The 19,262-nt window shown below is 49.2% G+C and carries 23 protein-coding genes; all 23 read right to left on the bottom strand.

The annotated features are described in order from the left end of the window. Nucleotides 1-114 precede the first annotated feature (114 nt). On the bottom strand, nucleotides 115-918 hold the full coding sequence (locus tag ACPV3A_RS05460; protein WP_071218407.1) for a CheR family methyltransferase: 804 nt from the start codon (nucleotides 916-918) through the stop codon (nucleotides 115-117). A gap of 40 nt (nucleotides 919-958) precedes the next feature. Then, nucleotides 959-1,402 carry a nucleoside-diphosphate kinase gene (gene ndk, locus ACPV3A_RS05465; protein WP_098743022.1) on the bottom strand — a complete coding sequence of 148 codons (444 nt, stop codon included), beginning with the start codon at nucleotides 1,400-1,402 and terminating at the stop codon, nucleotides 959-961. A gap of 111 nt (nucleotides 1,403-1,513) precedes the next feature. Continuing rightward, nucleotides 1,514-2,488 (bottom strand): polyprenyl synthetase family protein, encoded by a 975-nt coding sequence (locus ACPV3A_RS05470; RefSeq protein ID WP_216530970.1) that lies wholly within the window; start codon nucleotides 2,486-2,488, stop codon nucleotides 1,514-1,516. 190 nt (nucleotides 2,489-2,678) lie between these two features. Then, nucleotides 2,679-3,281: a UbiX family flavin prenyltransferase gene (locus ACPV3A_RS05475; RefSeq protein ID WP_194541933.1), complete on the bottom strand. Its 603-nt coding sequence runs from the start codon at nucleotides 3,279-3,281 to the stop codon at nucleotides 2,679-2,681. Further along, on the bottom strand, nucleotides 3,281-4,153 hold the full coding sequence (locus tag ACPV3A_RS05480; protein WP_194541932.1) for a UbiA-like polyprenyltransferase: 873 nt from the start codon (nucleotides 4,151-4,153) through the stop codon (nucleotides 3,281-3,283). Before ACPV3A_RS05480 ends, ACPV3A_RS05475 begins: the two co-directional genes overlap by 1 nt. Beyond that, complete coding sequence (locus ACPV3A_RS05485; protein WP_194541931.1) at nucleotides 4,146-4,877, bottom strand: demethylmenaquinone methyltransferase; 732 nt, start codon at nucleotides 4,875-4,877, stop codon at nucleotides 4,146-4,148. Before ACPV3A_RS05485 ends, ACPV3A_RS05480 begins: the two co-directional genes overlap by 8 nt. A 36-nt stretch (nucleotides 4,878-4,913) precedes the next feature. Continuing rightward, the gene (locus tag ACPV3A_RS05490; RefSeq protein WP_216530968.1) at nucleotides 4,914-5,774 is read right to left on the bottom strand and encodes a heptaprenyl diphosphate synthase component 1; all 861 of its coding nucleotides are present in this window, start codon (nucleotides 5,772-5,774) and stop codon (nucleotides 4,914-4,916) included. Nucleotides 5,775-5,886: 112 nt separating this feature from the next. After that, nucleotides 5,887-6,429, bottom strand: a complete 543-nt coding sequence (locus ACPV3A_RS05495) for a hypothetical protein (protein WP_220685883.1) — start codon at nucleotides 6,427-6,429, stop codon at nucleotides 5,887-5,889. Between the two features lie 112 nt (nucleotides 6,430-6,541). After that, on the bottom strand, nucleotides 6,542-7,504 hold the full coding sequence (locus tag ACPV3A_RS05500; RefSeq protein ID WP_194541928.1) for a 1,4-dihydroxy-2-naphthoate polyprenyltransferase: 963 nt from the start codon (nucleotides 7,502-7,504) through the stop codon (nucleotides 6,542-6,544). 128 nt (nucleotides 7,505-7,632) lie between these two features. Then, a complete protein-coding gene (locus tag ACPV3A_RS05505) occupies nucleotides 7,633-8,205 on the bottom strand; it encodes a DoxX family membrane protein (RefSeq protein ID WP_194541927.1) in 573 nt (190 codons plus the stop codon). Between the two features lie 175 nt (nucleotides 8,206-8,380). Then, the gene (gene mtrB, locus ACPV3A_RS05510; RefSeq protein ID WP_071223937.1) at nucleotides 8,381-8,605 is read right to left on the bottom strand and encodes a trp RNA-binding attenuation protein MtrB; all 225 of its coding nucleotides are present in this window, start codon (nucleotides 8,603-8,605) and stop codon (nucleotides 8,381-8,383) included. An 84-nt stretch (nucleotides 8,606-8,689) separates the two neighbouring features. After that, nucleotides 8,690-8,962 carry an HU family DNA-binding protein gene (locus ACPV3A_RS05515; RefSeq protein WP_006209463.1) on the bottom strand — a complete coding sequence of 91 codons (273 nt, stop codon included), beginning with the start codon at nucleotides 8,960-8,962 and terminating at the stop codon, nucleotides 8,690-8,692. 259 nt (nucleotides 8,963-9,221) lie between these two features. Beyond that, nucleotides 9,222-10,700, bottom strand: a complete 1,479-nt coding sequence (spoIVA, locus tag ACPV3A_RS05520) for a stage IV sporulation protein A (protein ID WP_071223935.1) — start codon at nucleotides 10,698-10,700, stop codon at nucleotides 9,222-9,224. Nucleotides 10,701-11,306: 606 nt separating this feature from the next. Continuing rightward, nucleotides 11,307-12,059: a hypothetical protein gene (locus ACPV3A_RS05525; RefSeq protein WP_339224407.1), complete on the bottom strand. Its 753-nt coding sequence runs from the start codon at nucleotides 12,057-12,059 to the stop codon at nucleotides 11,307-11,309. A 396-nt stretch (nucleotides 12,060-12,455) separates the two neighbouring features. Beyond that, complete coding sequence (locus ACPV3A_RS05530) at nucleotides 12,456-12,815, bottom strand: 2Fe-2S iron-sulfur cluster-binding protein (protein ID WP_426198415.1); 360 nt, start codon at nucleotides 12,813-12,815, stop codon at nucleotides 12,456-12,458. 71 nt (nucleotides 12,816-12,886) lie between these two features. Further along, nucleotides 12,887-13,348 (bottom strand): hypothetical protein, encoded by a 462-nt coding sequence (locus tag ACPV3A_RS05535; protein WP_426198416.1) that lies wholly within the window; start codon nucleotides 13,346-13,348, stop codon nucleotides 12,887-12,889. 99 nt (nucleotides 13,349-13,447) lie between these two features. Beyond that, a complete protein-coding gene (locus ACPV3A_RS05540) occupies nucleotides 13,448-13,627 on the bottom strand; it encodes a DUF2768 family protein (RefSeq protein ID WP_071223929.1) in 180 nt (59 codons plus the stop codon). Nucleotides 13,628-13,769: 142 nt separating this feature from the next. Then, nucleotides 13,770-14,045: a stage VI sporulation protein F gene (locus ACPV3A_RS05545; protein ID WP_006209456.1), complete on the bottom strand. Its 276-nt coding sequence runs from the start codon at nucleotides 14,043-14,045 to the stop codon at nucleotides 13,770-13,772. A 63-nt stretch (nucleotides 14,046-14,108) separates the two neighbouring features. Next, nucleotides 14,109-15,149 (bottom strand): NAD(P)H-dependent glycerol-3-phosphate dehydrogenase, encoded by a 1,041-nt coding sequence (locus ACPV3A_RS05550; protein ID WP_194541924.1) that lies wholly within the window; start codon nucleotides 15,147-15,149, stop codon nucleotides 14,109-14,111. After that, nucleotides 15,142-15,768 carry a glycerol-3-phosphate 1-O-acyltransferase PlsY gene (gene plsY, locus ACPV3A_RS05555; protein ID WP_071223926.1) on the bottom strand — a complete coding sequence of 209 codons (627 nt, stop codon included), beginning with the start codon at nucleotides 15,766-15,768 and terminating at the stop codon, nucleotides 15,142-15,144. The genes ACPV3A_RS05550 and plsY overlap by 8 nt, the downstream gene beginning before the upstream one ends. Nucleotides 15,769-15,779: 11 nt before the next feature. Then, complete coding sequence (der, locus tag ACPV3A_RS05560; RefSeq protein WP_071223925.1) at nucleotides 15,780-17,102, bottom strand: ribosome biogenesis GTPase Der; 1,323 nt, start codon at nucleotides 17,100-17,102, stop codon at nucleotides 15,780-15,782. Between the two features lie 211 nt (nucleotides 17,103-17,313). After that, on the bottom strand, nucleotides 17,314-18,531 hold the full coding sequence (gene rpsA, locus ACPV3A_RS05565; protein WP_071223924.1) for a 30S ribosomal protein S1: 1,218 nt from the start codon (nucleotides 18,529-18,531) through the stop codon (nucleotides 17,314-17,316). A 121-nt stretch (nucleotides 18,532-18,652) separates the two neighbouring features. After that, complete coding sequence (locus ACPV3A_RS05570) at nucleotides 18,653-19,243, bottom strand: lysophospholipid acyltransferase family protein (protein WP_127594155.1); 591 nt, start codon at nucleotides 19,241-19,243, stop codon at nucleotides 18,653-18,655. Between the last annotated feature and the right edge of the window lie 19 nt (nucleotides 19,244-19,262).

Consider the following 19,262-nt stretch of genomic DNA (forward strand, 5'->3'; position numbering starts at 1 on the left):
TCTTCTGCTCATTATAGTATAGGTCTAACGCTTTGACAAGAATGCCTCAAGACAAGCAAAAGCGCCTCTCATCCTTCGGATTGAAAAGCGCTTATGCGTTATGATTAGCTGTCTCTATTGAATTTTTCGGTAGAAAAAGGTCTCGTTGCTCTCCAGGCCATATTGTCCCGGATTAAAGATCTGTTCCGTGCTGCCCACAAACAAGAATCCGCCTGGCTTTAGGCTTGAGGCAAACTTCTGGTACAGCTTGTGCTTGGCGCCTTCCGTGAAATAAATCATCACGTTTCGGCAAACAATCAGATCATATCCCGTCTCGAAGCGGTCCGTCAGCAGATTCTGCTTATGAAAGGTTACTTCCTTCTTCAAATGCTCACTGAAGCGATACACGGAACCTTCTTCCTTAAAATAGCGGGCGGCTACATCCGGAGGCACATCCTTCAATGACCTCTCGACATATAGGCCCTCCTTCGCTTTATGTAATGCGCCGTCATCAATATCTGTCGCCGCGATGCGCGCACGGCTCAGCATCTTCTGTTCGGACAGTATCATAGCAAGCGTGTAAGGCTCCTCACCCGTGGAGCAGGCGGCGCTCCATATTTTCAACACCCCGGGATTCTGCTGGGATATCTCCGGCAATATTTTGTCACGGAGAACCTCCCACCGGTTGGGATTGCGCCAAAACTCCGAGACGTTAATTGTCATCCGGTCTAAAAACTCATGAAATAATGGCTTGTCCTTCATCATTGCGTCGTAGAAGGCCGAAAAGGTTTCAAACCCCTTCTTCAAACGCAGCGTTGTCAGCCTTCGCTTCATCTGCGCCTCTTTATAATCTGCGAGATTGATCCCCGTGCTTCGTTCGATGCTGCGAACAAAGCCGATATAATCCGGATCATCCAGCACAGGTTCATGTTCCGTCATCGTATCATCCTGTTTAATCAGATTATTCCGCTTCCTTAGCTTACAGCCAAGGGGACAGCGTTTTGTTATATTCAACCAATTCCTTCTCTTCAAAGAAATTGGCAATTTCGCGTTGCGCGCTCTCCGGTGAATCCGATCCATGAATCAGATTGTGCGGCGTATGAGCTGAAAAATCCCCTCGGATCGTCCCGGGCAGCGCATCCTTCACATTCGTTTTGCCAATCACTTGGCGGGACAAAGCAATGATGTCGTCCCCTTCCCAAACCATCGCAAACACCGGTCCGGACGTTATAAACCCGACCAGGTTTTCAAAAAAATCTTTGCCTTCATGTTCCGCATAATGGCGCTTGGCCTGCTCGTCTGAAATCTGCAGGAACTTGCCTGCAACCAGCTTGAATCCTTTATCCTCCAAACGTCCGACGATTCGGCCGATCAGCCCACGTTGTACACCATCCGGTTTAATCATTAAAAAAGTACGTTCCATTGGCCTCATCACGCTTCCCCTCATTCTAGGATATTGAACAATCATTCCATGCTCAGGTGATGTTACATGTTTGTACCCGTATTTTAACAGAAAGCAACCTCATGGTTAAGGCTAATATGACCGCTTTGTAATAAAATTTGCGATATCTCTAAGCTGTTTTTTGGTCTTGATGTCAGGCAATGTATCCAATGCGGCCAATGCTTTACGGATATACCGATCAGCGAGCGCCTCAGATCTCGATATACCATCGCTTGAGGTTACAAGCTTCACGGCGTCAGTCACATCACACTGGCCATTCAGTGCATGAATCCGATCCAGCTCTTGCAGCAGCGGCTCCCTCCGTTTGCTATCTTCGAGAGCAAATATAACGGGCAGCGTAATATTCCCCTGCCTCATATCGCTCCCCGGCGGTTTGCCAATCTGCTTCTCCGTCCCGCACAGATCCAGAAGATCATCCTGAATCTGAAAGGCCATGCCGACGTTATATCCGAATCGATACAGGCTGTTTGCGACCTTGCGGTCCGCATCCGCAGCCAGTGCTCCGAGCTGGCAGCTGACGGCAATCAAGAGCGACGTTTTGCGGCGAATACGCAGAAGGTACCTTCTGACGTCCTGATCGGTATTAAAGAAATCACGAATCTGCTCCATTTCCCCGATGGACATCTCGACCATGGCCTTGGCGAGAATTTGATGAATCTCTGGCTGCTTCAGTTGGGTCGTCAACTCCAGCGCCTTGCCGTATATATAGTCGCCGGTATACATGGCAATCCGGTTGTCCCACTTCGCCTTTACCGTTGGCTTACCTCGCCGCGTGTCCGCATCATCGATCACGTCATCATGAACGAGCGATGCACTGTGAATCATCTCGAGCGGGACGGCCACATGCTTCAGCTTGTCAATGTCATAGTCGCCGAACTTACCGCCCATCAGCACAAAAACAGGACGGAGTCGCTTGCCTCCTGCTCTAAGCAGATGCAAGGAAGTCTCGGTTAGCTCGGGGCTGTCGCCTTCGACGCTGAGATAGAGTTCCTTCTCAATAACGTCCATATCTTTTTTTAAGGTTCCGAATATGTCAAATCGTTTCATCTTTTCACCCGTATGCTTAGATTCTCATTCCATCACTCCGGCACTACCTTGCGATCTTAGCAGGCCTAGCTCACCTACGAACTTGAAATATAAGCGTAACCCTTCTTTGTTGTCGTTCGTCCAAATCGTAGCACAGGTTCGTTAAGTCGTCATAACAACAGCGCTAGCTCCTTGGATGCGGCCCGGCCTGCTATTCTCCCCATCTCGTATACAATTGATGATCAATGCGCAAGCTGTCCAATACCTTGCCGACCAGAAAATTCACGATATCATCAATGGTCTTCGGTCCGTAATAGAACGCAGGCATCGCGGGAATGATTTTGACGCCAAGTTTGGCCAGCGCCAGCATGTTCTCCAGGTGAATCGCATGCAGAGGCGTTTCTCTCGGGACAAGCACCAGAGGACGGCCTTCTTTCATCATCACATCCGCGGCGCGTCCCATCAGATTGTCGGAAGAGCCGTGAGCGACCGAGGATAATGTCCCCATAGAGCATGGCATGATGATCATGCCTTCCACAAGGTAAGATCCACTGGCTATCGTTGCCCCGATGTCGGAGATCGGATGGTAGATGACACTCCCCTCATATCCGCCGAATTTCTCGGCCAGCACTTCTTCGCGGTTGCCTGCCTGAAAGCCCATTTCCTCCTTCAGAACACGCCATCCCGCATTGGAAATGATCAACTGCACATCATAGCCCAGCGAGAGCAGGCTCTCCGTAAGGCGAACTCCGTATATGCTGCCGCTGGCTCCCGTTATCCCGACAACCCAGCTTTTTCTGCGCAAGGATTTCATCAGATATACCGCACCACCAAATCAATCAGAGTGAATACAAACAGAATGATGCTCAGTGTACTGTTCATCGTAAAAAAGGCGGTTTGCAGACGGCTCATATCGTTTGGCGACAAGATGTAATGCTGATAGAACAAAATTCCGCAGGCGATGACCATGCCGATCAGATACCACCAGCCAACCGGTGTGACAAAGAAAAGAATGATAAAGCCGATAGCCGTTACTACGTGAAAACCGCGTGCGAACCACAACGCTTTATGCAAACCGAACCGGGAAGGAATCGAGTACAGCTTTTCTTTTGCATCAAACTTCTCATCCTGGCACGCGTAAACAATATCAAATCCCGCCGTCCAGAACGCAAGCGCGATATAGAATACAATGGCCTTCCAGTCGATTTGACCGGTTACCGCAACCCATCCGCCAAGCGGAGCAAGCGCCGTTGTAAGCCCGAGCACCAGATGGCAAAGCCAAGTAAACCGTTTGGTATATGAATAAATAATAAGCATAAAAATAGCGATAGGCAGCAAACGGAATGCAAACGGATCCAGCATGTAAGTGGCCCAGAAAAACACCGCGAAAGACAGAATAATGAATAAGATAACTTCCAGCGGTTTTAGCAGGCCTGCCGGAATGGCGCGACTTGCGGTGCGGGGGTTCTTGGCATCGATATGCTGATCCGTGAGCCGATTCAATCCGAACGCAGCGCTGCGTGCACCGAACATGGCAAGAAAGATCCATCCGATATCTCCCCAGGATGGTAGCTGGTCAAACACGACGGCCGATCCTAGAATCGCCCCCATAAAAGCGAAAGGCAGAGCAAACAGTGTATGCTCCACTTTAATCATTTCAAGATAAGTTCCTATTTTCTTAAACATCCAGATTCTCCTTGATCCCAATATGTAAGGCTGCTATGCCACCAGTCAAGGGATAGGCCTGAACCTGTTGAAGTCCGGTCTGACGGAAAGCTTCGGCAAGCTCCTCTCGTCCTGGGAACAACGCCAGCGATTCCGGCAGCCACTTATACTGCTCGTAACGCTTGGCTACCAGTTTCCCCATCCGAGGCAGCACTTGTTGAAAGTAGAAATAATAAATGCCTTTGAACGGCTGCCAAGTCGGCTTGGACAGTTCCAAACATACAACCATCCCGCCAGGCTTAACCACGCGTTTCATCTCATGCAGAACCTGCATGTAATCCGGTACATTGCGAAGACCGAAACCGATCGTCGCGTAGTCGAACTGATTGTCTTCGAACGGCAGGCTCATGGCGTTTCCCTGAACCAGCTCCACCTGTTGGTCCAGCCCATGTTTGGCAACCTTGCCCCGGCCGACATTCAGCATCCCCTCACTGAAATCGAGTCCAACTATGTGTCCGGATTCACTTGCCTGTGCCATACTAATCGTCCAGTCGCAAGTACCGCAGCATAGATCGATGGCCGTATCGCCATGGCGCATGTTCATCTTCTTCATCGTAAACTTGCGCCAAGCTTTATGTCTTCGAAAGCTGAGAATATCATTCATCATATCATATTTTCCCGAAATGCTTTCAAAGACGGAATGGACGTATTGCTCTTTTGGATTTTTGCCGTCATGCTTACTCATGTCTAACTTGGTTGTTTGATTATCCACAGCATCCCCCTACCCTTCACTTACGACGGACCGGTACGTGCTTAGCCGTTTCAGGAACGGGTCCAGCATACCGGCGTACGGGCTCTCTCCTACACGGTTTGCCAGCAGCAGCTGTACGGCATTTACGGACTCGCGCAGCTTGTCCAGCAGTTTCTCCGAAACCTTGTGCTTCAGGATCAGCTTCCTCCAGTCCTTCATATCCGTTTTCTTGCCAACCAGCATCTTCCGTTCCTCGTCGCTTCCTGACTCGATCAGATGCCAGTACACGTAACCACATCTGCCGACTTCAGGCGTCGCACAGCGTTCCATCTCCTGCACAAGCGTCTCACATTCCGTAATTTCCTTGAGCAGCTTCTCCCATGTTTCTTGTACGGACACTTCAAGCAGCGGAGTAAAAGAAAGAAACAGCTGCATATTCAGCTGTACCGTTAGCCGTAGATATTCTTCAGAAGGCAGCAGCGTTTTTTTCATTTTGCCGTATAATCTCATCTTCATCACGTTAACATCGCTGACAGCCTTGCTAAGAAGCGAGATGACAGCAATTTCGCCCTTTAAGGCAAGGAGTTGATAAAAACGGCTGCTGAAATAATCCCCTGCAAGCACTTTTAACTGCCGGGATCGCATCATCGCCTCTCCTTGATTGCCCTCCGTAACGTCGATGCTCTCATGCGTATCGAGTCCCACCTGAACCAGTGAGGTAACCAGTGCGTACAATTCTTCATGTCCGGCAAGATTTCGTCCCGAATCCTTTAAAAATATGTATAGCAAATGAACACGGGCATCCGGAAAATTCGGAAGTTCCGTGTGGTTCTGAATCATATCATAATTTAAATATTTCTCTGCCAGTTCTGGTACGCGATACGATTTCATTCTCAGCCTCCGTGCACTTGATGTTCTTTTGTCCAATTGAGCCCACAATCCAATCTATTATAACACATGTTCAAGGCACGTACATGCCCTGTCATCTACTATTTTACCCCTTTCAAGGCCTGCTGAACTGCTTTAGCCAAAGATTCGTAAATGTCAGGTTAAGAGGGGCCGCAACGGATGGCGGAACATCGCCGTTCTCAAGCTGGGTTAGAGCTTCTGCATTGCGCAAGTCCCAGGCATCCTTGCTCATGTTCGAAGCCAGCAGCAGATACCGCTTCCCTCCCCAGCGATCGATGGCTACCACCCTTAGATACAACTGCTGCACATTATCCGTTCCTTCGAAGGTAAATGACATAATGCTGGCGATATCCTCATATACCTCGGCGGCCGTTTCCGGGGGGTCGCTTAATTTGATATCCAGCGTCAGGGCGCCTTCATCATAATCTGCCCGGCTTATTTTCAGATGAAGAGGAAGATTCATTAGGGAGTCCACGAGTTTGGCATCGCTTAACTCCCGACTGTGATAGGGAATCGCCGCTGCCACAGCGCCGACCTTATAACGGGCTTGCGATTGAAGCCCCATTAACATTGCGAGCATGATAAATGCTATCGCCGCGGGCAGGAGTACGGCTCGTACGGATTGCCAGTGCTTCATGTCCTAAACCTCCTCTATTCCTAGTTTCTTCTGCTCCTCATGAGTCCATACCTCATTGTATAAAGAAAAAAAGCAGGCTATGCCTGCTTCAGGTAAAACGAGCCGATTCGGTTTAGAATAACGATCGAGATGTCCATGCCACGGCTACTCCCAGCGCAGCGATCCTCGCCAGATTCATGAGGACGAAATTTTGCACCGCGATCACAAATGTCTTCTCTTTGGAAGGATGGGCGGTGAACAGTGCGCTTTTTTTATAAACCGGGACAAGGGTGACGAACACCAGAAGAATTAACACGGGATGCACCTTCATCAGGAGAAGAGCCACCAGATCCAGATAAGCAAGGCAGTACAGAATTCGGAACAGCTTTAGAGATGGCCTGAATCCTATATATACGGGCAGCGTATACCGCTTGTTCTCCATATCCTCATCCATGTCGCAGATGTTGTTGGCCAGCATGATGTTGGCAATCCCCAGAATGGCCGGCAGTGATACCACCAGCAGCAGCAGTACCTCGGGAAGGTTCACCTGAAGGGACAGAACGCCGCCCTGGAGATCCAGAACCGCCAGATGGCCACCCTCGGCATGGATCCATGCCGAAATAAATAGGATGACAAATCCCATAAACAATCCGGAGAACAGCTCGCCTAGCGGCATCCGCGAGATCGGAATCGGTCCGAACGAATATAATATCCCTACGGCAAAAGACAATCCCCCCAGCAGCAGGATTAACCAGCCCGTAGATAAGAACAGCGCAATCCCTGCACCAACGGCTGTCAATAGCAGTACGATGATGACGGAGACGACCGCAGGCTCCTTGAGGTTATAACGTACAATGGCATTGTGCTGCTCGTAACCGAACCCGTTCTTTTTAATCGCTTTTTTATAGTCGTAATAGTTATTGATGGCCGTCGTTGCCATATCAAACGACAGCAATGATGCCAGCATCAGGGCAAAATGATACCCATCGAACTGCTGAAAACGAAACAACGCATACAAAGTGCCGAACAGGAACGGAATCATGCTGGCTACCTTTGTCTGTATTTCCACCAGTTTAAAAAAAGCCCGGATTCCCATGACCATCATCCTTTATCCAATTGATCTGATTTCAGATTAAAGGATTTCATGGCCGTGGTCTGTTGGAATTGTACTTGACAAACGAGTTTACAAATGTGACGAATGTTACTTTTGGAGCAAGATCACATTTATTCCGGGATGTTCTGATCCTTCCGCCTGCGGCTCCAAGGCGTACCCAGCAGCGGCAGCGCCCAGCGGTCCAGACCATACCAGCCCGCCACTTTCCAGGCCATTACGAGCCAGGTAGCCAGGATAAACAATAATGGATTGGAGCTTACCGTGCCCGCGAATAAAAAGCTGGCATTCATTAATCCGCCGAAAAACGCGGCAATCCCCGTCAGCAGACCCAATATCAGCCCGAGTCCGACCAATACCTCACCGAAGGCCACCATATACGAAAACAGCTTGGCGTTAGGGAGCACAAATCCTTCGAGAAAAGAAGCATACCATCCCGTGACGTCCTTCCCCTCTTCCGCCTTAGCCAGCGCTCCCCCGACAAATCCCTGAATGGCCGCTCCGGCTTCGCTTCCCGTCCAGGCTTCAGCCGTCAGCTTTTTCAATCCCGACGTTAACCAGGCGTATCCGAGATACAGCCTCACAAGCAGCCATATCCACGCCGAGCGCGTACTGCTGAACAAAAACATGGATACCGGATTTTCAGGGACCACGATATACTGTCCGTCTCTGTATTGTTTAGCCATGATTTCTTCAAACATCCTTTCGTATTTTTATTCATTTCCGCTAGTATATACAACGTTCTCGTATCCAACAAGGATACCTTTAACAATTCGTTAACACACAATTCATCCATAGAAACATCAAACATAAAAAAGCCCCACCAATTTGGTGGGGCTTAGCCATAGATATTAATCCTATTCAGATGCCGGATTCAATTTTCCCGTGCTTGGTCATGACCTCTGCTTTGCCGCGTATTTTCACCGCAGACGTATGATCCGTGAACTGTGCGATAATGACCTCGCCTTTGTCCAGCTTCTCGGTATGATGAAACCGGGTGTCCTGACCGCGGGTAAGGCCGATCACCTGCACGCCATGGTCCAGCGCTTTGACGATAAAATAATCCCCGTTTTGAACGTTTTCCATTTTTCAGACCTCCTCACCGTAAGCTAAAAGAAAAGGCCGTGAACGAATTCACGACCTGTGCTCTTAGGTAATATGTAGAAATCTTTATTTGATTCCGTCTTTGAGCGCTTTACCAGGTTTAAATGCAGGAATTTTGCTCGCAGGGATTTCGATTTCTTCACCTGTTTGCGGGTTGCGGCCTTTGCGTGCGGAACGCTCGCGAACCTCGAAGTTGCCAAAGCCGACCAGCTGTACCTTATCTCCACTTTGCAATGCTTCGGAGATTGCATCGAAAACGGCATCAACCGCTTTAGTTGCATCCTTCTTGGAAAGCTCAGTAGATTCAGCTACTTGTGTAATCAGATCCGATTTATTCATTCTTTCACCTCCCTAACAAGGAATGTGCTCCACTTGCTATTCACTGTTTCCGTTTTACCGCAAATTATACGTGCAATCGGGTATTTTACCCCTATCTCGCGTTTAGAATGCATGACGCGGAACAAATTTATAGTAATACAGCCATCTCATAATTTCAAGCGTTTTGCTTTGCCAGACCAAAGAAAACACGAAAAACAGCCGCTAATCGGGACTTTAGACCCGTTAGCGACTGCGTATTCAACACCTTACCTGCACTCACTTAAAGAATAATCGCGATCAAACCGCCGGAACCTTCGTTGATGATGCGACCCAAAGTTTCTTGCAATTTATATCTTGCATTGTCAGGCATCATCGCGATTTTGCCTTGAATTCCTTCACGAACGATCGAGTGCAGCGAGCGTCCGAAGATGTCGGATTCCCAAATTTTGATCGGATCGTTCTCGAAATCCTGCATCAGATAGCGCACAAGCTCTTCGCTCTGCTTCTCTGTGCCGATAATCGGCGAGAACTCGGATTCCACGTCGACTCTAATCATATGGATGGAAGGCGCGGTCGCTTTCAATCTTACCCCGAAGCGAGTGCCTTGACGGATAAGCTCAGGCTCATCCAGCGCCATCTCAGCCAGGGAAGGAGCAGCAATACCGTAACCTGTCGTTTTAACCATTTCAAGCGCTTCAGCGAAGCGGTCGTATTCCCGTTTGGCATGGGAGAACTCCTGCATCAGCTGCAGCAAATGATCTTTACCGCGAATCTCGACACCCACAACCTCCATCAAGATCCGGTCATACAGTTCGTCAGGTGCAAAGAGATCAATCTCGGCAACGCCCTGACCCATATTCATGCCGCTAAGGCCGGCATGGTTGATGAAGTCATACTCCATGAACTGGCTGACCACCCGATCCACGTCACGCAGACGGCGGATATCTTTCACGGTATCTCTGACCGAGTTCTCATAGTTGCTGCGCAGCCAGTGGTTCTCGTTAAGCACCATAACCCAGCTAGGAAGATTAACGTTCACTTCATGCACTGGGAACTCATATAATACTTCACGAAGAACGCCGGTTACATCATCTTCGGTCATCGTGGCTGCACTCAGTGTCATCACCGGAATGTCGTATTTCTCTGCCAGCTCATTGCGCAGCTGAAGCGCTTCTTCGCTGCGTGGACGCGTCGAGTTAATGACCACCACGAATGGCTTGCCGACTTCCTTCAGTTCCTCGATGACGCGCTCCTCAGCCTCAACATAAGAGCTGCGCGGAATTTCCGCAATGCTTCCGTCTGTGGTGACAACGACGCCAAGCGTGGAGTGTTCCTGAATGACTTTGCGGGTTCCGATTTCTGCCGCCTCCTGAAACGGAATCGGCTCTTCGAACCATGGCGTCGAGATCATTCTCGGACCATTCTCATCTTCATAGCCCTTAGCACCTTCAACGGCGTAGCCTACACAATCCACCAGTCTGACGTTGACCTCAAGACCTTCCGTAACTTTGATCTGTACCGCGTTGTTCGGCACGAATTTCGGCTCGGTTGTCATGATTGTTTTCCCAGCAGCACTTTGAGGCAGCTCATCGACAGCTCTTACTCGATCCGCCTCGTTCGTAATGTTCGGGAGAACAACCGTCTCCATAAACCGCTTGATGAAGGTTGATTTTCCCGTACGGACGGCACCGACAACACCTAAGTAAATGTCCCCTCCGGTCCGTTCGGCAATGTCCTTAAAAATGTCCACTTTTTCCAAAAGAGATCCCCTCCTCAAATTACTCCGAAGGAAAAATGCTTTAAGAGCATCCGCTTCGTGTTCCACTCATAGCCAAAGCCATTGCAACAGATGAGCAGCCTTTACAATGTCGCCAGCATCCCGCCGCCGGTATTCCATGAGTTTTGATGGAAACGGCAAAGCGGCGTAACTCGTACATGCATTTGGACTAGTAACATCATATGTACCGGGTTCAAAAATATGACGGTTGCCCCTTAAAGTCCGTCCAGTTTTTTTTAAGATATCGAATAGGCCTATACCAACTAGACACCGCAATCGAATACCGTAAAGAAAAACTACCGCTGGGGCGCGGGTTTGTCTTCATGCTGCGCGCCTTCAGACGTTTTCGTATGCCTCATGATGTGGGCAACCGGCTCTTGCCCGCACTACTCTTTCAGATTATGAATATGCGCGCACTTTAATAGATATTCCAAAGAGATTCAACCATTTTCAAAAATATCTATCGAAGAAGGTTCTCAAGGAAAAAATGCAAACCGCCTCTATGCTTTCGTGTGCTCGTTCTTCAGGCATATATCGGTAACCATGCAGGGTCAACAAAAATACCCGCCGATAACGGCGGGTATAGGTTTAGGATAGCGGCTGAGCAACGGGCTGCCCATCCTTCCATGTATAAGGTACGGATTTTACCGGGACATAATAGGATTCCTTCTCCAGAAACACCCGCAAATCCTCTCCTTCTTGCGGATCGGAACCGTTCTTCTGGATCGCCTGCATAATATCAAAGGCATAATCGGCGTACACCGTTCCCTCTTCATCCATCATAAAGGTCATCTCCTGACCTGAGTATACACTCATTAATCTAACGGATTTGGCTTCGGTCTTGGACAGGTCCACCGCGGTATAGCCCGGGTAGAGGGCTTCCCCTGCGGGAAGCGCGTTGTCATGCGCCATTTTGTACAAATTAACCGCTCTCTGAACGTCATTCACCTTCTGGGCCGTGTTCAAGTCCATAACCTTCACGGTTGGCTCCGTTTCCTCATTAATAATGAGAAAATATCCACTGCCGCCCTTCTCAAATGCCGTATCCGGGATTTGGTCAATGTATCCCCGGTTCTTCAGCTGATCAAGGTCGACCCGGTATTTCTCATACCGTGGAATTTCCGGACCTGCCGTAATCATCGGCAAAATGCCCTGTTCTTTATAAAAATCATCTACGGCCGATTGTATCCGCTTGACACTTTCCCTATATGAAACCTTGTTCTCCTGCAATTTCTCGTCAGGATATAGACAGCCTGTCAGCAACATCGGAAACAGCACCAGGACTAAGACGGCAGACATCCGCTTCGAACGGCATGCCGCTTGGGTCATCCAAGTGTTCATACTCAACTAACATCATCCTTCGCTATAAGAGGTTGTTCAAAAAGTCGGATTTTGATTAGAAAACCAATCGAGGCAAATTCAAGGCAGAGCGACCGCGATTCAGAAGTAGGTTTTCTTGCGATATAGAATTTCATCAACTCCGTTGATAACTTATAAATCCTATATCTAACACGAAGTGAATCAAGAAGCCACTCGGCATCGAATCTTGAATTCAGCCGGGCCTACGCAGATGCTTTCGAAGTATGTTTCCTGCGGAAACATTTCAGGTGCTCACGTACAAACAACGTACGCTCCGCTCCTGACGTCCCTAGCTTCACTCAACTGAAGCGTTTTGAAAAAACGCTCATCGGAAGCATAAGGCTCGGTGCTGAAAACCGATCTTTTTGAACTCGCGCTTTAAATAAAGTCATCGGACTCCCGATTTCTCGCCGCTTCCAGCTGTTTGCGTATCGCAGCTTTGAGCGGATCCTCGGGAATCATTACCTTGATATGATTCGTGATCCTCGTCTRGCAGGATAGCCGGTAGCCGTGTTCAATCATCGATGTCCCCAGCTTCCTGATTTCATTGGGCTCCGGTGCGGAGCAATGATCGCGTTCCTCGCTCGGAACGATGATCTTGCACATCAAACAACCGGCCTTGCCTCCGCAGCGGGTAGGAATACGTACACCGGCCCGACGCGAGGCATCCAGAACGTTTGTGTGCGGACGAACCTTGACCTTTTTCTGATCCGGTTGAAATATTACCTCGTAGTCCAACGATAAACGCGCTCCTTATCTTATGTACACCTTCTGCCATATTCCTTGGCTGCTTTTACTCAGTACTCCGGTTAAAGTCCGGTTAATCGTTTCAAAACCATTCGATGTTCCCCATGCAGCTGGTTCCGGCTTAATAACTGCTGAAGAAGCGGCATATGATGGTCCATGTCCCGCAGAATCACTTCCGCAATGGCGTCGTATCGATCCGGCCTGTCCCGAAGCACATTAAACACCAGTTCATGGGATAACGGCATCAGCCGTACCGTGGCGCTCTGTATTTGACTCTCTGGTGCTGCAGGATACAGCAATTGATCGATCTCAACACAGTAGGAGGATCCGTTTGATTTCACTTCAAATCCGCCGACCAGTTCAATCGGGACTTTCTCTATTTCATAGTGGCTCAGAATCGAAGAATATATCCCTTCTTGGTCCAAGCGGGGAGCATCCACGGCCATAGAAGCCAGCGACTCATGCAAAGGCTGTACGCCCCCTGTATCGGTATATATATCGATATCTCTCGGCGGTTTGTCCAAAGTTACATCCTGAAGGAGCAAGCTGCAGCTTCCACCGAGCAGCCAAGCCATAGGTACCTGATTCAGCTTGTGAATGGCGGNCCGGATTGGCTTCCTACGTTATATGATGGAGGCCAATCCAATAATAAAACCGAAAATCATCATCATAAAGGCCACGAATGACAGCGCGCCGCGCAGAAACCCCTTGGTCTTGCTTCGCGCAAGCGTAACTACTATGACGGACAGTGCCATAATCAATAACGCGACTAGGGACAGCCACATCTTTTGCATCGGATCCATGTCACGAAACTCTCCAATCTCTCATCAATTTCAACCTATTATATCACGAAAATGATAGCGCCTCACCTCAGGTATGTCGAAAAAAAGAACAAAAGCCGCTATCCAATCCGGAGCGTCTTTTGTTCAACATCATCATCCTATCTTATTTGTTCATCATCATTTTCATCAAGGCTTCCATATTGCTCGGATTCATGCCACTCTTCTTCACCGCGCCGACAATCTCCTGGATCGTGTCCTCACTAACAGGTATGTTCGCCATCGAAGATACCTGCTTGATCAGCTGGCGGAGCTGGGCTTCATTTTGCATTGTAGACGGCTTAACCGTGCTAGCCAGCTTATTGACAGCCCCTGAAGAAATTTTCTTGCCGCTTTTCTTGTTAATCGCATTGAGTACATCCTTGTGAAAGCTTTTGCTCATTTCCACCCCTCCTCCGACATCCTCACATCAATATATGAGTCAATCATCGGAATGGTGAATAAGCTAGGTGTGCCATTGCTCCCAAGTTTCAAGCGGCATCATTTCCATCTCTGTTTTGGGATCCCGGCCCATCAAGGCTTCTACGGCGATCCGGGGATTCCGGTCTTTAAACAACACATGGTACAGTTGGTCGGCAATCGGCATCTGTACGCCGTATTTCTCGGAAATGGCATGTGCGGCTTGGGTCGTGCGTATTCCTTCTACAACCATACCCATGGAGCCCAGAACCTCATCTAACTTCTTCCCCTGACCGAGCATCGAACCAGCTCGCCAGTTTCGGCTGTGCTGGCTGGTGGCGGTAACCACGAGGTCACCGATTCCCGCAAGCCCGGCAAACGTCAGCGGATTCGCGCCCATTTCCATGCCGATTCGCAAAATTTCTGCCAAACCTCTCGTAATAAGCGCTGCCTTGGCGTTGTCACCAAAACCGAGTCCGTCGGACATCCCGGCCCCTAAAGCTATGATATTCTTCAAAGCCCCGGCCAGCTCTACACCGATCATATCCCGGTTCGTGTACACTCTGAAATACGTGTTCATGAACAAATCCTGAGCGGCTACTGCCGCCTCGGCATCCAAAGACGCCACAACAACCGTTGTCGGGCAGCGTCTGACCACTTCCTCCGCATGGCTTGGTCCTGATAATACCACTACGCGGCCTTCCTCGCAGCCAAGCTCCTCGGATATGACCGTGGACATCCGCTTCAAGGATTCGATCTCAAATCCTTTGGTTGCGTGAATCACCAGCATGTCTTCGGTCCAGTACTGCTTCAGCTGGCCCGTCACCTCCCGCATCGCGGACGAAGGCGCAACAATAACTACGGCTGCAGCCGAAGAGACTGCCTCTTTCATATCGGTTGTAGCGCGAATATTCGGTGGTAGCTCCACTCCGGGTAAATAACGGGTGTTGGTATGCGACTCGTTGATTTCACGAGTCTGTTCCTCCGTTCTTGTCCAGACGACCACATCCAGATCATTTGAAGCGAGAACACTTGCCAAAGCGGTTCCCCAACTGCCTGCCACCAGAACAGCGACTTTGTCAGACAACGCGCTTCCCTCCTTTGTCCTTTCCTTTTCCGGAACCCAGCTTGTTTTCACGCCCCTGCACAAGCTTCACGATGTTCGAGCGATGCCGCCAGAAGGCGAATATGCATATGATCAAGCTCGTCCAAAAGATCGGCCACGAATAATCCGCGATCAATAGAAAAACAGGGGTAAGCACTACAAATATAAGGGAACCCAAAGATACATAACGGGTAAAAACAATGGATAGAATTGCGATAATGCCTGCTATAAACGCTGGTATAAAGCAAAGCGTAGCAAGCACCCCAATGGCTGTTGCAATCCCTTTGCCGCCTCGAAAGCGGAAGTATAGAGGCCAGTTATGACCGATAATGGCCGCAATACCGCACAATCCCGGCAGCCACGCATTGTCTCCCCCGAGCCATCGTCCGATCCAAACCGCAGCGATGCCCTTAATTACATCCAAAGCCAATACCAGTATGGCAGGTCCCTTTCCCAGGACGCGAAGGGTATTGGTTGCCCCGGCGTTGCCGCTGCCATGCTGACGAATGTCAATCCCTTTCAGGATTTTGGCAAGCAGTACGCTGAAGCTTACTGATCCGAGTAAATAACTCACTACTATCGCTACGATCTCCAAAATCAAGCTATTCTCCCCTAACTCTCATCAGACTTTCTTCGAGTAAATATCCTGATGGGTGTACCTTCAAAGTCAAACGCGGCCCGAATCTTGTTCTCAAGGTAACGCTCGTATGAGAAGTGCATCAATTCCGGATCGTTGACGAATACGACCATGGTCGGCGGCTTGACTGCAACCTGTGTCGAATAGTTAATACGCAATCTTCTTCCCTTATCCGTTGGAGGTGGATTGATGGCAATCGCATCGGATATGACATCGTTAAGGAGATGCGTCTGCACGCGCAGCGAATGCTGATCAGCCACATGCTTAACGACAGGGAGCAGCTTCTGCAAACGCTGCTTCGTTTTGGCCGACAGGAAAACAACCGGCGCATAGGTCATGAACAAGAAATGATCGCGGATCTTTTTCTCGAACTGCTGCATCGTTTTGTCATCCTTCTCGACCATATCCCATTTGTTCACAACGAACAAAGAGGCTTTACCGGCCTCATAGGCATAACCGGCAATATGCTTGTCCTGCTCGATGATGCCTTCTTCCCCGTTGATGAGGACGAGAACGACATCCGCACGCTCGATGGCACGCATGGCGCGCATGACACTGTATTTCTCCGTGGTCTCATAAACTTTCCCGCGTTTGCGCATACCAGCCGTATCGATGAGCACATACCGCTGCCCATCCTTCTCGAACGGCGTGTCAATAGCATCGCGAGTGGTACCGGCTACGTCACTGACAATGACGCGCTCTTCTCCCAAAATGGCATTGACCAGAGAGGACTTGCCCACATTCGGTCTGCCAATCAGGGCAACTCGAATAACATCCTCGTCATATCCATCGTCTTCGAGTTCCGGCAGATTCTCGACCACAACGTCCAGCAGGTCGCCGATCCCTGTGCCGTGACTGCCCGATATTCCGACAGGATCGCCAAATCCGAGGGAATAGAACTCATAGATATCATCAACACGCTTCAAATTATCCACTTTGTTTACGCTTAGTATGACAGGTTTACCTGAACGGAACAGAATCTGTGCAACTTCCTCGTCCGATTGGGTAACCCCTGTCTTGGCATCGCACATAAATACGATGACGTCCGCTTCTTCAATTGCAAGCTCGGCCTGCATGCGGATGGATTTCAATATCATGTCATCGCCGTCGATTTCGATACCGCCGGTATCAATGACGCTGAACGCTTTACCATTCCATTCGGCACTACCGTAAATCCGGTCACGGGTAATACCCGGTTTATCTTCAACGATGGCTAATCTGTCGCCAATCAATCGGTTAAATATGGTGGATTTACCGACGTTAGGCCGTCCAACGATAGCCACTACGGGTCTTGCCATAGTCACTCCTCCTGTCAATTCTTACGATTATCATCATAGCAAAAAACGTTACAATTGGCTAACCTTTCATCTTTATTTCTATTATGCTCTACCCCATGTTACAACATCCGTAAACGTTCGTCCCCTAAAAAAACAAATGGCGAACCCAGATTTCTGGGTTCGCCGACTTCGTTATGATAGGTCAATAGACCGAACAAAACTGTTCCCGGGCTTACTTGAATTTGCTCAGCTTATCGCCGAAACGCTCTCCAAGCGTAACGCTCATGCCTTGATTGTTCAAAGAAACGTTCGGGTTGTCTTTCAGGTCGATTTTAGGACCTTTGGACGGTTTTTCAGCGCGTGGAGCTTGAGCAGGCGCTTCTTCCGTTTCTTTGATGCTCAGGCTGATACGCTGCTCAGAAGTGTTGATATCAAGCACTTTAACCTGAACTTCTTGGCCTTCTTTCAATACTTCTTGCGGTGTACCGATATGCTTGTGGGAGATTTGGGAGATATGAACCAAACCTTCAACACCTGGTGCCAGTTCAACGAAAGCACCGAAAGTAACCAAACGTTTAACAACGCCTGTTACAATGTCGCCCGTGTTGAATTGCTCGCCGGCTGTTTCCCAAGGACCTGGAGCGGCTGCTTTGATACTGAGGCTGATTTTGCCTTTTTCAGGATCTACTTTCAGTACCTTCACACGCACTTGATCGCCTTCGGACAGTACATCGGCAGGCTTGTCGACGTGGCTCCAAGCGATCTCGGATACGTGAACCAAACCGTCTACCCCGCCAACATCAACAAATGCTCCGAATTGCGTAAGGCGTTGTACTGTACCTTCCAGCACTTGGCCATCTTGAAGTTCGGACATCACTTTTTGTTTGTTGGCTTCGAACTCTTCTTCAAGAACATCCTTCTGGGAAAGGATCACTTTGTTGTTCTCGCGGTCCAGTTCCTTCACTTTCACGCGAAGCGTGCGGCCTTTGTAGTCGCTGAAATCTTCAACGAAATGACGCTCTACCATGGATGCAGGAATAAATCCGCGTGCACCCACATCGGCTACGAGTCCGCCTTTAACAACGTCAGCCACCGTTACTTCGAATACGTCCTGATCCGCAAAATGCTTCTCAAGCTCTTCCCACGAATTCTCAGTGTCGATCGCGCGCTTGGAAAGAACGAGGCTTTCCTTGTCGTCGTTAATGCTAACGACTTTGCACTCTACCTCTTGGCCAACCTGAACCGCATCAGATGCGTTATCAAGCTGCACAGAAGACAGTTCGCGAACAGGAATTACGCCGTCATATTTATATCCAATGCTTACATAAGCTTGGTTGTCCTCCAGTTTGACGATCGTCCCTTTCACGGTGTCCCCTTTTTTCAAGGATACGATTTGGTCCAGCTGCTCTTGGTTTTCTACAGCCTCTTCATTTCTTGTTTCTTCCGACATGTCAAATAACCTCCTCAATTCAAACCCCATTTATTTAAACTCGCATTCGCGAAGTTCAAAACATAATTGCTGTAGTATCTTTCCAATCTCCCCATGCTTTTTATGCATGGAACGAAATAAATCAGTTCACGGTTGGCTTGCCGCTTGCGCGCATTTCGTGAATCTTGGCCATGATCAACTCGGTTGCTGCATCCAGCGCTTCCGGTGACTTGTCACCTTCAAACCGTGATAGATCCACAGGGGCACCATAGATGATTTTCACTTTGCGAAAAAGCTTGTAATCTCCAATGATCGCAGCCGGTATGACCGTCGCCCCGCTGCGGAGAGCGAAACTAGCTGCACCCCGTTTGGCCGCAGTTGAATCGGAATTGCGCGTACCCTCAGGAAAGATACCCATGATCTCGCCCGTACGCAGAATCGTGAGGGCGGTTTTGATCGAATCTTTGCTTACTCCCCCGCGCTTGACCGGAAATGCTCCAAGCTGACGAACCAGCCATCCGAACACCGGAATGTTGAACAGTTCCGCTTTGGCCATGAACTTAACCTGGCGCTTGACGTGAATGCCCACAGATATCGGATCTCGAATGCTAATATGATTGCTACAGATTAGCACGCCGCCTTCTGAAGGAATGTTATGTACGCCGACAGATTCAAATCTGTAGAGAATAGCGAACAAACCGCGGACCACCGCTCTGCAAAAAACATAAATCATGCCCATTTCTCCCCATCCC

It is taken from the genome of Paenibacillus sp. Dod16 (assembly GCF_049893405.1).
In the GTDB taxonomy this organism is placed as follows: Bacteria; Bacillota; Bacilli; order Paenibacillales; family Paenibacillaceae; genus Paenibacillus_AQ.